12 protein-coding genes are annotated in these 13,174 nt (G+C 55.9%); 5 read left to right on the top strand and 7 right to left on the bottom strand.

Annotation, left to right across the window (positions count from 1 at the left end; translation table 11 throughout):
- Positions 1–138: 138 nt before the first annotated feature.
- The 3 genes from puuD to CWS43_RS05170 are packed head-to-tail and all read left to right on the top strand — an operon-like array spanning position 139 to position 2,868.
- Positions 139–942, top strand: coding sequence for a gamma-glutamyl-gamma-aminobutyrate hydrolase (gene puuD / locus CWS43_RS05160; protein WP_101075863.1), 804 nt, complete (start codon positions 139–141; stop codon positions 940–942).
- 4 nt (positions 943–946) lie between these two features.
- Positions 947–1,504: an HTH-type transcriptional regulator PuuR gene (gene puuR / locus CWS43_RS05165; RefSeq protein WP_101075864.1), complete on the top strand. Its 558-nt coding sequence runs from the start codon at positions 947–949 to the stop codon at positions 1,502–1,504.
- Positions 1,505–1,554: 50 nt separating this feature from the next.
- A complete protein-coding gene (locus CWS43_RS05170; RefSeq protein WP_101075865.1) occupies positions 1,555–2,868 on the top strand; it encodes an FAD-binding oxidoreductase in 1,314 nt (437 codons plus the stop codon).
- Positions 2,869–2,907: 39 nt separating this feature from the next.
- Here CWS43_RS05170 and CWS43_RS05175 read toward each other — a convergent pair whose 3' ends face one another.
- A complete protein-coding gene (locus CWS43_RS05175; protein WP_101075866.1) occupies positions 2,908–3,102 on the bottom strand; it encodes a hypothetical protein in 195 nt (64 codons plus the stop codon).
- A gap of 195 nt (positions 3,103–3,297) precedes the next feature.
- Here CWS43_RS05175 and CWS43_RS05180 point away from each other — a divergent pair, with 195 nt between their 5' ends.
- Entirely contained in the window at positions 3,298–5,025 is a 1,728-nt protein-coding gene (locus CWS43_RS05180) for a potassium/proton antiporter (protein ID WP_101075867.1), read from the top strand.
- A gap of 44 nt (positions 5,026–5,069) precedes the next feature.
- On the opposite strand, the gene osmE is transcribed toward CWS43_RS05180, so the two are convergent.
- Complete coding sequence (osmE, locus tag CWS43_RS05185) at positions 5,070–5,402, bottom strand: osmotically-inducible lipoprotein OsmE (RefSeq protein WP_101075868.1); 333 nt, start codon at positions 5,400–5,402, stop codon at positions 5,070–5,072.
- Between the two features lie 232 nt (positions 5,403–5,634).
- On the opposite strand from osmE, the gene CWS43_RS05190 reads away from it, so the two are divergent.
- On the top strand, positions 5,635–6,231 hold the full coding sequence (locus tag CWS43_RS05190) for a cupin (RefSeq protein ID WP_101075869.1): 597 nt from the start codon (positions 5,635–5,637) through the stop codon (positions 6,229–6,231).
- A 3-nt stretch (positions 6,232–6,234) separates the two neighbouring features.
- Here CWS43_RS05190 and CWS43_RS05195 read toward each other — a convergent pair whose 3' ends face one another.
- From CWS43_RS05195 to CWS43_RS05215, 5 genes are all read right to left on the bottom strand, one after another.
- Positions 6,235–7,860 carry a methyl-accepting chemotaxis protein gene (locus tag CWS43_RS05195; protein WP_101075870.1) on the bottom strand — a complete coding sequence of 542 codons (1,626 nt, stop codon included), beginning with the start codon at positions 7,858–7,860 and terminating at the stop codon, positions 6,235–6,237.
- 98 nt (positions 7,861–7,958) lie between these two features.
- Positions 7,959–9,029: an ABC transporter ATP-binding protein gene (locus CWS43_RS05200; protein WP_101075871.1), complete on the bottom strand. Its 1,071-nt coding sequence runs from the start codon at positions 9,027–9,029 to the stop codon at positions 7,959–7,961.
- Positions 9,022–10,791 (bottom strand): iron ABC transporter permease, encoded by a 1,770-nt coding sequence (locus CWS43_RS05205; RefSeq protein WP_101075872.1) that lies wholly within the window; start codon positions 10,789–10,791, stop codon positions 9,022–9,024. Before CWS43_RS05205 ends, CWS43_RS05200 begins: the two co-directional genes overlap by 8 nt.
- A gap of 198 nt (positions 10,792–10,989) precedes the next feature.
- Positions 10,990–12,078, bottom strand: coding sequence for an ABC transporter substrate-binding protein (locus CWS43_RS05210; RefSeq protein WP_101075873.1), 1,089 nt, complete (start codon positions 12,076–12,078; stop codon positions 10,990–10,992).
- Positions 12,079–12,267: 189 nt separating this feature from the next.
- Complete coding sequence (locus tag CWS43_RS05215; protein WP_101075874.1) at positions 12,268–13,158, bottom strand: SDR family oxidoreductase; 891 nt, start codon at positions 13,156–13,158, stop codon at positions 12,268–12,270.
- Positions 13,159–13,174 lie beyond the last annotated feature (16 nt).

The raw sequence follows: 13,174 nt of genomic DNA on the forward strand, positions 1-13,174 counted from the left end.
CAACATATCAGTTTGAAAAGCCACCATCACGCTGCTAAATTGTTCAATGAGGGTTCATTATTATTGACAGGCAATGACCCGCTGCGTGCGGGGAGGCACGCTGAGGCGACACATTCATCAACTCAAAGAGGCGGTATTATGGGCAATATATTTTCCACGGCATCCGCAGGAAAACAGACAAGCTACAGACCGGTCATTGGGGTAGTGATGTGCGAAAACACGGTGGATGAAAACCCTGCGCTCACCGTTCATGAAAAGTATCTGGACGCCATTTTTAACGCAGGTGCCCTGCCCGTTTGCCTGCCACATGAACTGGCCGCACGCGACGGGGCGATAGACCAGATCCTGCGCAGCCTGGACGGCATCTTCCTCACCGGCAGCCCGAGCAATATTGAGCCTCACCGTTACGGTGAAGAAGGTGTCGAAGCGCTGGCCGACCCCGGCCGTGACCGTCTGAGTTTGCAGCTTATCCGCGCCACGCTGGATAAAAAAATCCCGCTGTTTGCCGCGTGCCGCGGTTTGCAGGAACTGGTGGTGGCGACCGGCGGCAGTTTGTACCGCAAGGTGCACGAAGAACCCGGCTTTATGGATCACCGCGAAGACACGGCGTTGCCGCACGACGCGCAGTACGATCTGGCGCATCCGGTGTTTATCGAACCGGGCGGCTTACTTTCAGAATTATTACCCGATTATCAGCAGTTTCAGGTGAATTCCCTGCACGGTCAGGGAGCGAAACGTCTGGGCGCGGAACTGGCTGTCGAAGCCCGTGCGCCGGACAATCTGGTGGAAGCCGTGAGTGTCCGCGGCCACCCGTTTGCGTTGGGTGTGCAGTGGCATCCGGAATGGCACAGCCTGACGGATCCCGTTTCCCGTCAGCTGTTTAACGCTTTTATCGCGGCGTGTTGCAAAGGCCATCAGGCCCGGAGCGCACAAGAGGAATAAACGGATGAGCGAAGTCAGTCTGGCACCGGGTCGCCGGCTTTCTGAAATTCGTCAGCAACTGGGCATGTCACAACGTAAAGCCGCCGAGTTGTCTGGCCTGACGCACAGCGCCATCAGCACCATCGAACAGGATAAAGTCAGCCCCGCCGTCAGTACGTTGCAAAAGTTATTGCGGGTTTACGGGCTGTCATTATCGGAATTTTTCGCCGAAGAAAGCAAAAGTGGCGAACCAAGAATCGTCATTAATGCGGCAGATTTGATTGAGATCGGCAGCCAGGGTGTCTCGATGCGAATGGTGCATAACGGCACGCCAAACCACACGGTCGCCATGCTGCTGGAAACCTATCAGCCCGGCAGCACAACGGGTGACAAAATTAAGCATCAGGGAGAGGAAGTCGGCACCCTGCTCGAAGGAGAAATCATCTTAACCATCAACGGTCAGAGTTACCCGCTGCGTGCGGGCCAAAGCTATGCCATTAACACCGCGAACCCACACAGTTTCAGTAATATTTCGACGCGGATTTGCAGGATAGTCAGCGCACATACCCCTAATACCTTCTAGTTGTCAGCGTTCTGGGGCTGATAACGGGAACCCAAAAGAAGGATGTCATCATGAGTGCTCAAACAGGAAGTCCCCGCGCTGCCGGTGCGCCTCACACCGACAGCTATTACGCCAGCTCCGCTAACGATCACGCGCCGTGGCCTGAGCTTAATGACAATATTGAGTGCGACGTTTGTATTGTCGGTGCCGGTTATACCGGCATCTCTTCAGCGTTATACCTGTGCGAAGCCGGTTACGACGTGGTGGTGCTGGAAGCCGCGCGCGTCGGCTGGGGCGCCAGCGGGCGCAACGGCGGTCAGGTGGTCAATTCTTACAGTCGCGATATCGATGTGATTGAAGACCGTTATGGCCGTCAGACCGCCGACATGCTCGGCAGTATGATGTTCGAAGGCGCAAACATCATCCGTCAGCGCATCGATCAGTACGCCATTGACTGCGATTACCGCCCCGGCTGCATTTTTGCGGCGCTAAGCGCAAGACAGCTCAATAAATTGCGTGACCAGCAAAAACTCTGGAACCGCTACGGCCATACCGAACTGACGCTGCTCGATGAAAGCGCCGTTCGCCGCGAAATCGCCACCGACCGTTATGTCGGTGGCCTGCTGGATAAAAATGGCGGGCATATTCATCCGCTGAATCTGGTGCTGGGCGAGGCCGAAGCAATACGCCGTCACGGCGGACGCATTTTTGAAGGCTCGGCGGTCACGCGCATCGAACACGGCGAACCGGCCATCGCGCATACGGCGAAAGGCACGGTTAAAGCGAAATATGTGATTCTGGCGGGCAATGCGTATCTGAGCCAGCAGCTCGCGCCGCGCCTGACGCGTCTGAGCATGCCATGCGGCTCGCAGATTGTCGCCACCGAGCCGTTGTCAGATGACATGGCGCTTTCCCTGCTGCCGAATAATTATTGCGTGGAAGACTGTAATTATCTGCTCGACTATTTCCGCCTGACTGCCGATAACCGCATGCTTTACGGCGGCGGCGTCACCTACGGCGGGAAGAATCCGCCAAACATTGATTCGGTGATCCTGCCAAAACTCAACCGCACGTTCCCGCAGCTCAAGGGCGTGAAGATTGATTACCGCTGGGGCGGCAATTTCCTGCTGACACTCTCGCGCCTGCCGCAGTTCGGGCGGCTGGAAAAAAATATCTACTATATGCAGGGCGACAGCGGCCACGGCGTGACGCTGACGCACCTGGCCGGAAAACTGATTACCGAAGTGCTGCGCGGCGATGCGGAACGTTTTGACGCATTTGCCCGCCTGCCGCACATGCCGTTCTTCGGTGGCCGCAACTTCCAGGTGCCGTTTACCATGCTCGGCGCCGCTTATTATTCACTGCGCGACCGGTTAGGCGTTTAACCGGCTACAGCCCCTTCCCCGCAGGCGCCCTGAGGGGGCTTACCCTTTTCCGGCGACCGGAAATTCGTTATCCGTACTGACTTCGGGCAACTCATTCAGATCGGGCAGGATCCCTTGCGAAATGTAATCTTTTGCTGCGATCGCCTGTTCAGTACCGCCAGCATCGCGGATAACCACATGTTTTATCGCGCCGTCTTTCAGCACCTCGCGGCGTACACCGGTATATTCACTCATTTTTAGTTCCTTTTGTGTTCACTACTCATGGACATTGCTCATCTTTAAGCATAGTTTTTAATTCTTAAGTGCAACTAATAAAAATCCTAAATGACCTCAGCAAGACGCTCATTTTCCTGATAAATTAGACCTGTTGTCATTGATGACTCAACCGCACTTCCCCCGCGCCCTTACAGCTTTACAAGGAGATCTCTCTTGGACGCCAGCACGATTAATACCCTTTTCTTTATTGGCGCCCTGTTAGTCGCAGCGAGCATTTTGCTCAGTTCGTTCTCTTCTAAGCTCGGCATCCCTATTTTGGTCATTTTCCTGGCGATCGGCATGCTGGCGGGCGTCGACGGGATCGGCGGCATTGCCTTTGATAATTATCCGGCCGCCTATCTGGTCAGTAACCTGGCGCTGGCGGTGATTTTGCTCGATGGCGGAATGCGCACCCGCGCCTCCTCCTTTCGCGTTGCCCTCTGGCCCGCGCTGTCGCTGGCGACGGTCGGCGTGCTGATTACCGCCGGGCTGACCGGGCTGGCAGCCGCCTGGCTGTTTCACATCAATCTGATGCAGGGCTTGCTGATTGGCGCGATTATCGGCTCCACCGATGCGGCGGCGGTGTTTTCGCTGATCGGCGGAAAAGGCCTGAACGAACGCGTCAGCGCCACGTTAGAAATTGAATCCGGCAGCAATGACCCGATGGCAGTCTTCCTGACCATCACGCTTATCGACATGATTTCCAAAGGTGAACACGGGCTGAGCCTGATGTTTGTCGTGGACGTCGTGCGCCAGTTTGGCCTCGGCATCGTGTTTGGCGTCGGCGGCGGTTGGCTGCTGCATAAACTCATCAACAAAATCACCCTGGCGGCCGGGCTCTATCCGTTGCTGGCATTCAGCGGCGGCCTGCTGGTTTATGCGGCCACCATGGCGCTGGAAGGCAGCGGCATTCTGGCGGTCTATCTGTGCGGCCTGATGCTGGGCAATATGCCGATCCGCAACCGTCACGGCATTTTGCAGACCTTCGACGGGCTGGCGTGGCTGAGCCAGATCGGGATGTTCCTGGTGCTCGGCCTGTTGCTGACGCCGAGCGATTTGCTGCCTATCGCCCTCGCCGCGCTGGCGCTTTCCCTTTGGATGATCCTGCTGGCCCGCCCGCTGTCAGTGTTTGTCAGCCTGATCCCGTTCAAAAACTTCACCCTGCGCGAGCGTTTCTTTATCTCCTGGGTCGGCCTGCGAGGCGCGGTGCCGATCATTCTGGCGGTTTTCCCGATGATGGCCGGTCTGCCGAACGCCACGCTGTATTTTAATGTCGCATTCTTTATCGTGCTGGTATCGCTGTTGCTTCAGGGCACCTCTCTGGGCTTTGCGGCCAAGAAAGCCAAAGTGCTGGTGCCGCCGCAACCGACGCCGATTTCCCGCGTCGGGCTGGATATCGACGTTTACAACGACTGGGAACATTTTGTGTATCAGCTCGGCTCCGACAAATGGTGCGTCGGCGCGGCGCTGCGTGACCTGCAAATGCCACAGGCGACGCGGATTGCGGCACTGTTTCGTGGCAAGGAGATGCTGCATCCGACCGGCAGCACGCGCCTGAAAGAAGGCGATATTCTGTGTGTGATCGGCCAGGAAAAAGATTTACCGGAGCTGGGCAAACTGTTCAGCGACAGCAATAAAGTCGTGCTCGACGACCGCTTCTTTGGTGATTTCATCCTGCAGGCTGATGCACCGCTGGATGCGATTTCACAACTGTATGGCCTGAATCTGGAAGATTCCGTTGATCAGTCACAAACGCTGGGCCACTTCGTTATTCGCCTGCTGGGTGGCGAACCGGTGATCGGTGACCATATCGAATGGGACGGGCTGACGTGGACGATTGCAGAAATGGACGGGAATCAGGTGAGTAAAGTCGGCGTGAGGATTGTGACGGAGAAAGCCTGAGAATGGGGCTTCTCCCCCTTCGCCGGGGGAGAAGCCAGGCCGTATTACTGAGCGGCCTGTGGATCTTTGTCGTAGTCCGAACAAGACTGGTAGCCTTTATTCATGACATGACCGGTGTCGTTAAAGCTGACAAAGTAGGTCTGCGCTTTACCGTCACGCGGGGCAACCGCGTAAGTCTGACAAGTCCCTTTGGCATGAATCAATGTCGCCTCAGTCGATGGCGGGCCAGCAATCGCACGAACCTGCGATTTCGTCATCCCGACTTTGACATCACTCACCACCGGTTCTTTCACATAACTCGCTGCACGGTCATAAGTCTGACACCCCGCCAGTACAGAAACTGCTGTAGCAACCATAATTAACATTTTCTTGTTCATACACTTCTCCTCCTGAGTACTTTTTGTCTTTTAAGACTAGAAGAGATGAATAAATTAGCCAGCGAATATGACTTCTATTTGTTGATTGCTACAATTTTTAAGTTTTTTCTGATAACCAGAAACCCCCCGTTCTCCCGCATTTTTTATGTTTGCAAAAAGAGGATATTCGGGAATTTTTGTTCTATACATGAATGATGTAAGCCTTTGATTGCGCGACAAGGAGCTATTCCTGATGCATTTGGATCGACGCCGGTTTGTGACTTTGCTGGGGGTGATGGCGCTGTTGCCGATCCCCCGTTTGGGCTTCGCGGACGCCAGAGAGGTTGCGGTGGACACTTTGCTGATAGATAAGCCTGATGGCGGTGTACCCAATAATAAATTACCGGTGCTGATATATCACCGGGTGATCCCGCCCGATGCTGTCGATAACGCCGATTATCTCGAACACCTTTTCCGCTCCAACGGCTGGCCACCTCAGTGGCGTTATCCGGTTTATACGTTCACGCATTTCCACTCGAATACGCATGAGGTGCTGGGCGTTTTTTCCGGCACGGCCAAGTTGCAGCTCGGCGGTGAACACGGCAAGATTATTGATGTGAAAGTCGGCGATGTCCTGTTATTACCTGCCGGTACCGGCCACAAGCAGATTTCCGCCGACGAGGATTTCATGCTGGTCGGTGCCTACCCGCCGGACGTGAAAGCGGATTTATGCCATGACGAACTGCCTCTGCTGGCAGCCCGAATCAAAGCGGTTAACGCCGTACCGCTGCCGGCAACCGATCCGGTGACCGGACACACTGAAGGCAGCATGCTGGTCTGGCATAAATGAGCATCAGGCCGTTGCCAGCCCGAAACGCGCCACAGCCCTTTCCAGCCGCTGCGACTGGTCGAGCAATTGCTGTGAGGAGGCCGCGGCGTGATCGGCCAGTTTGCCGTTTTGCAGCGTCACATGGTTGAGCGCGGTAATACGTTCGGACACGTCATGAACGCTTTGCCCCTGATACAACGTCGCTTCTGAAATTTCATTCACCAGCGCGCTGAGGCCGTTGAAGATGTTGATGATTTCCTCCAGGCTCTGGCTCAGTACGCTGACCGACGCCGATCCGCGCCCGATCTGCTGCACCGAATCATCAATCAGCTGGTGAATACCGCGCGTAGAATGACTGCTCTTTTGCGCCAGTAAGCCGATTTCTTTGGCGACCACGGCAAAGCCGCGACCGTGCTGCCCGGCGTGCGCCGCTTCAATCGCCGCATTCAGCGCCAGAATGTTAGTCTGGAACGCAACGCCGTCGATCATTGACACGATGCTGCTCATTTCTGAAGACTGGGTGACAATTTCTTTCATCGCCGTATCCACCTGCTCCATCACTTCGCCGCCGCGTGTCGCCACGCCTTTCGCCTGCTCGGCCTGCCGGGTTGCCTGCTGCGCGTGGGCAGCGTTTTCTTTTACCCGCTCATTGAGATGAGTGATGTGCTCAGTGGCTGCCCGGAGTTCTTCACTCTGGATGGCGGCCTGTGCGGACAGTTCTTCGTTTCCTTTCGCCATCTGGTTGATGTTAAGCATGATATGCGAGGACGCATCGCGAACCTCACTGACCAGTTTTTGCAGGCCGCGCTGCATGTCACGCAGGCTGACACCCAGCTCACGCACTTCAATCACCCGGGCGCGATCGTCTTCAACCTCACGGGATAAATCCCCGGCGGCCAGCACACTGATGTGTCCGATCATTCGTTGTAACGGGCGGATAATCCACGCTGAAACACCGCGCCAGACCAGCACGGCGATCGCTGCCAGAATCACCAAAGCGCCCATAGACAGCGTTTTCGCCTGCGTCAGCGCATGTAACAGGTTGTCGCTCAGGGACGTGGCGGTGTGCTCGTTCACGCCCAGATAAGCATAATATTTCTGACTGAAATCATCCTGAAACGCCTGAATGGGGACTTCAAAGAAGGAATCGATATTGTTGTTTTTTTGCAGGCCACCGGCCTGCTCATGCAGACCGTCGAAGAACATCTGGTAGCTGGCTTTCAGATCCGCAGCCGCCTGATCTGCATTTTTAGTCATGGCACTGAATTGCGCGAACGCCTTTTGGGAGGCAGCCAGGGAATCCAGCGATTCCTGCATCAGGCTGTTCCAGCTGCCGACAGAACCGGTTTCCTTATCCTGCATGTAATAAATCCCTGCGCGGTTCAGCTTGTCGCTGGCGATCAGCAGCTCCATGCGGGCCTTATCCATCACCGCCTGTTGCTGGCGCAGACTTTCGGTGGCGATGACGTTGTTACGCGCGTCCTGAAGGATTTTGGTCAGCACGACGGTCGAGAAGATTTGCAAAGCAGAAAACAGGGCAATAACGCAAATTACCCCAAAAAATATTCCCCGTGGACGTTTGATGAAACCAGATCGAAGCAATCTGTTGAATGGTATTTTACCAATAAGTGAACGAGAAGTTAAATTCATGATTATTCTGCATTATTTAAGTAAGAAGCAGAATTTTACTCGCAGAAAATGACAGAAATATTTCAGGGAGCCACTCAGCCGCAGCCCCCTGAAATCACTTATTGTTTGGGAAAAATCCAGACGTGCTGCTCCGGCAGCGCCAGATGACAATGCTGCGGATCGCGCACATCAGATCCGTACGCACGGATCACAAAATCATCGCCGGATGTGCGGAACAGATATTCCCAGCGGTCGCCAAGGTACATGCTGGTGAGCAGCGGTAATTCCAGCTGATTATCGCCCGGCCCGTCCGCCAGCTGCACGCGCTCGACGCGGATCACCGCCGTGCCTTCCTGCCCGGTTTGCACGCCTTCGCCCGCCTGCCCCCACAGCGTCCAGCCACTGCCTTCAATCCGCGCTTTACCGTCGCGGACTTCGGTGATTTTCCCGTGCAGGCGGTTATTGCTGCCCATAAATTCGGCGGTAAATAAGGTCTTCGGCGAGCCGTACATTTCCTGCGGCGTCCCCTGTTGCTCAATTTTGCCATTATTGAGCAGCAGAATGCGGTCGGAAATCGCCATCGCTTCGTTCTGATCGTGCGTGACCATCAGCGCCGACAGCCCCAGTTTGATGATCAGCTCACGCAGGAACACGCGGGCTTCCTCGCGCAGTTTGGCATCCAGGTTGGAGAGCGGCTCATCGAGCAAAATCACCGGCGGGTTGTAGACCAGCGCCCGGCCAATCGCCACGCGTTGCTGCTGTCCGCCGGAAAGCTGATGTGGATGGCGTTTGCCCAGATGCCCCAGCCCGAGCTGATTCAGCACATCCTGCACGCGCTGAGTGATTTCACCCGCCGAGATTTTGCGCAGTTTCAGCGGATACGCCACGTTCTTGAACACGGTTTTGTGCGGCCACAGCGCGTAAGACTGGAACACCAACCCGAGGTTGCGCTCTTCCGCCGGAATTTCGCTGCGCGGCGTGCCGTCGTAGACTTTGTTTTTGCCGATGATAATGGTGCCCTGCGTCGGCTTTTCCAACCCGGCGACGGCGCGCAATAATGTGGTTTTGCCACTGCCGGAAGGCCCGAGCAACGACACCACTTCCCCGCGTTTGAGATCCATCGACACGCCTTTGAGCACCGGGTTGTCGCCGTAGGTTAAGTGCAGATTCTCGACCGATAATTCAATCATGTAATTTGACTCCAAAACGAAGGGCAATACCCAGACCTAACACCACCAGCAGGATGTTAATAAAGGAGAGCGCGGCAACGATGTCGATAGCACCCGCCGCCCACAGGGAAACCAGCATCGAGCCGATGGTTTCCGTCCCCGGCGATAACAGGTACACACCGGTGGAATATTCGCGCTCGAAAATCAGGAACATCAGCAACCACGAGCCAATCAGGCCGTAGCGCGATAACGGAATGGTGACGTGGCGGGTAATCTGCCCGCGCGTTGCGCCGGTGCTGCGCGCCGCTTCTTCCAGCTCAGGGCCGACCTGCAACAGCGTGGAGGAAATCAGCCGCAGACCGTAGGCCATCCACACCACGGTGTACGCCAGCCAGACGCTGAAAATGGTACTGCGCAGGGAACGCAGCCAGACCACCAGGTTATCGCGCAGCCACTGCGACCACGGCATCCCGGAAAGCCAGCCGGATTTGAGCGCGTTATCCAGCCACATCGGCAGGAACAGGAATACCCACAAAAATGCCAGACCGGCCAGCAAGCCCGGCACCGCACGCGGCACCAGTACGCTGTAATCGAGGAAACGCGTGACGCCGTCCGGTTTGCGGTGCATCGCAATACCGATAAACAGATAACAGGCCACCGCCAGCGCGCCACCGATGACACCAATTGCCATCGAGTTGACGATCGCGCGCAGCAGGTTCGGCTGTTCCCAGATCGTGCGGAAGGTGTTGAACGACAGCTCATCCCACAGGGAAACACCGACGCCCCAGTTAGAAATAAACGCGCGCAGCATCACGCCCAGCAACGGCACGCCAATGGTGACGGTCAGCCAGAACGCCACCACCGCACCGGCCACCCAGCGCCATTTGCCGAGCGGCAACGCCCGCGCCTGCGAGGCTTTGCCTTTGACGGTGACGAAGCGGTTCGCCGTACGCATCAGGCGGCGCTGCAACATCACCAGCGGAATGGTGATGCAAATCAGCACCACCGCGACGGCGGCCATCAGATGATAAGACGGCGTCCCGAGTTTGTTGGTCAGCTGATACAGGTAAGTTGCCAGCACCATGTTGCCTTCCGGGTCGCCGAGAACCAGCATCAGCCCGAAGACTTCCAGCCCGAGGAAAAACAGCAATACGGTGGCGTATAAAATGGAAGGACGTACCATCGGCAAACTGACGGCAGTCATGACCTGAAGCGGCGAGGCACCGGCGGTTCGCGCGGCTTCTTCCACATCCGAACCCACGCTGCGCAGCGCCGAGGAGATGTACAGATAAGCGTGCGGAACGTGCGTCAGCCCGGCAATCACCACGATGCTCGACATGTCGTAGATGTTCCACGGCACGAACCCGATCAGCGACTGCGCCCACAGTGAGAAGAACCCGACCGGCCCGGCGGCGACGACGTAACCGAAACCCAACACCATCGGCGAGACGAAAATCGGCACCAGGATCAGCGGTTCAATCACGCGGCGGCCCGGCAAATCGGTGCGCACCATCAGGAACGCCAGAATACCGCCCAGCGGAATGGCGATCACCACCAGCCCGAAGGCCAGAATGAAGCCGCTTCTCAGCGCCTTATAAAAATCCGGATCGGTGAAAATAAATCCGAAAGACTCGAGGCTCCACTCTTTTGACGGGGAGAAGAACGGAGCGGAGAGAAAACTTTGTATCACGATGAACGACAACGGAATGTAGATAACCAGCGCGGTTATCAGCACCACAATGCCACGCGGCAAGCTTTGCCACTTTCTGCGCAATGCATTCATGTTACTTCCCTTCGGTTAGGAACCCTGAACAATGAAATCAGGCAAGAGAACTGACGGTTTTCACCGCCGTAATTACCCAAAATCATTCGAGCTGCGGGCAGGCGGCAATCGAACGAATCCCGATGAGCTTACACAGGTAAGTGATTCGGGTGAGCGAGTGCAGCCAACACACCCGCAGCTTGAAGGATGACGGGTAAATTATTTTTGTGCTGCGGCGCGCCACTCTTTGATGTAATCCAGACGCTTTTTCTGTTGCAGGTATTCGAGCAGGGTTTCATCGACCGGGATTGGCTTGAGCGCATTGCCTAGCAGTTTGGTCAGACCGTCGATGTCGTTTTTACCTTCGATATCGTTGCGGATTGACGGAATGTCGGCCTGATTTGCCAGAATGGTTTGCCCTTTTTCAGACAGCACGTAGTCCAGCCACAGTTTGGCGGCGTTGCCGTGTTGGGCTTGCTGGCTGATGAAGGAAACGCGCGAAAGCACCAGGGTGTAATCCTTCGGATAGGAAATGCCGAGCGACGGATCGGTTTTGGCGCGGGCTTCGGCGTAGGAACCGAGAATGTTAAAACCAATCAGGTTTTCACCGGAAGACACCCTTTCCATCATGGTGCCGGTGGAAGACTGCACGGCTAAACCGCCTTTGGCGACGTCAGCCAGCGTTTTGAAATAGTTCGGATCGGCTTTGAAATCCTGCACGGAAAGCATGAAGCCGAGGCCGGATTTCTCGATATCGTAGGTTGTAACTTTTTTGTTGAATTTCTCAGTCTGGCTGGCGATGAGTTTTGCCAGCGCGGCGTGGGAATCCGGTACATCACCGGCCGGGATCAGGCGTTTGTTATAAATAAACACCACCGGTTCGTAGGTCGTGCCGTAGGCTTTGTCTTTCCACACCGCCCATTTCGGCAACTGGCCTTGTTCAGGCGATTTGTATTCCTGCGCGTAATCGGTCGCCAGCTTCAGCGCAGTGTCCATGGAAGAGCTCCAGACCACGTCGCCGCTGGTGCCACCCGCCGCCTGTTCACTGATATAACGGTTGTACAGCTCAGTGCTGTTCATGTCGTTATATTCCACTTTAATGCCCGGATAAGTGGCCTCAAACCCCTGGATCAGCGGGCCGGCGGCTTTGGTGTCAGTGGTGGAATACACCACCACTTTGCCTTCTTTGGTCGCGGCATCGACGACTTTTTGGTAATCGGCAGGATATCCCTGCGGCAGGGCAGACATTGCAGAGGAAGACATCAGTACAGAAGCAGCAATCAGAGACAGACGTAATTTATTAGACATTATTGTTAACCTCTAGTTACATTTGAGAAACTAAAAATCAACATAACGCATAACGTCAGACAGGCAATGAGGGATTGTTTTTATCTTCCCGATTTGTGAGTCGGGGCGTTTTTTAGGCAATTAACACCATTAAAACCACGGCGAGAAGTTAAAATCAGGCCACAAACGCAGCCTGATTTACGTGAGGAATTAATCAAAGTATCCGGCGGTATCGATATCCTTCAGTAAGCCCTGATGCTCGGGTTTCCAGCCCAAAACCTTGCGGGTCAGCTCGCTGGACGTCGGATTATTCAGCCCCGCGAAGTGGGTAAACCAGCCAAAATGCGCCGCGGCGGCTTCTGCCGTTTTGCTTTCAACCGGGATATTCAGGTGTCTGCCGATCATTTCTGCAATCTCGCGGAACGGCACGCCTTCCTCGGCATTCGCGTGATAAACCGCGTTATGCGCGCCCTTTTCCAGCGCCATCCGGAACACTTTCGCCGCATCCAGCCGGTGAACCGCAGGCCAGAGATTCTCGCCTTCGCCAATGTATGCCGACACACCCTTCTCCCGCGCCATCGCAATGATCATCGGCACGAAACCGTGGTCACCCGCGCCATGCACGGACGGCGGCAGGCGCACCAGCGAAACCCGCACGCCCTGTTCTGCCAGCGCGGCAACGGCCAGATCGGAGGCCACACGCGGGTTCCCGCCCTGCGGATCCGGCAAATCCTTTTCCGTCACCCGCTGGCCGTTATTCACCAGCGCCGTGCCGGACGTCACAATCAGCGGTTTTTCCGTTCCCGCCAGCGCCTCGCCCAGCGCGCCTATCGCCATCCGGTCTTTTTCGCAGTTCTCCAGAAATTTGGAAAAATCATGAATAAACGCCGTGTGGATCACGCCATCGGCCTGCGCCGCGCCCGCTTTCAGGCTGTGCAGATCTTCAATACTGCCCCGAAGCACGCCGGCACCGACCGCTTTCAGCACCTGCGCTGACGCATCGGAACGGGCCAGCCCGAGCACCTGATGCCCCGCGCGCAGCAATTCCTCCACGACCACAGAACCGACAAAACCTGTTGCTCCTGTTACAAATACACGCATGGCAATTACCTCTGTG

It is taken from the genome of Rahnella sp. AA, assembly GCF_002834385.1.
Taxonomy (GTDB): Bacteria; Pseudomonadota; Gammaproteobacteria; order Enterobacterales; family Enterobacteriaceae; genus Rahnella.

Coding starts and splice junctions, on each gene's coding strand:
- puuD (WP_101075863.1), top strand. CDS start 139: ATGGGCAATATATTTTCCACGGCATCCGCAGGAAAACAGACAAGCTAC.
- puuR (WP_101075864.1), top strand. CDS start 947: ATGAGCGAAGTCAGTCTGGCACCGGGTCGCCGGCTTTCTGAAATTCGT.
- CWS43_RS05170 (WP_101075865.1), top strand. CDS start 1,555: ATGAGTGCTCAAACAGGAAGTCCCCGCGCTGCCGGTGCGCCTCACACC.
- CWS43_RS05175 (WP_101075866.1), bottom strand. CDS start 3,102: ATGAGTGAATATACCGGTGTACGCCGCGAGGTGCTGAAAGACGGCGCG.
- osmE (WP_101075868.1), bottom strand. CDS start 5,402: ATGAACAAGAAAATGTTAATTATGGTTGCTACAGCAGTTTCTGTACTG.
- CWS43_RS05190 (WP_101075869.1), top strand. CDS start 5,635: ATGCATTTGGATCGACGCCGGTTTGTGACTTTGCTGGGGGTGATGGCG.
- CWS43_RS05195 (WP_101075870.1), bottom strand. CDS start 7,860: ATGAATTTAACTTCTCGTTCACTTATTGGTAAAATACCATTCAACAGA.
- CWS43_RS05200 (WP_101075871.1), bottom strand. CDS start 9,029: ATGATTGAATTATCGGTCGAGAATCTGCACTTAACCTACGGCGACAAC.
- CWS43_RS05205 (WP_101075872.1), bottom strand. CDS start 10,791: ATGAATGCATTGCGCAGAAAGTGGCAAAGCTTGCCGCGTGGCATTGTG.
- CWS43_RS05210 (WP_101075873.1), bottom strand. CDS start 12,078: ATGTCTAATAAATTACGTCTGTCTCTGATTGCTGCTTCTGTACTGATG.
- CWS43_RS05215 (WP_101075874.1), bottom strand. CDS start 13,158: ATGCGTGTATTTGTAACAGGAGCAACAGGTTTTGTCGGTTCTGTGGTC.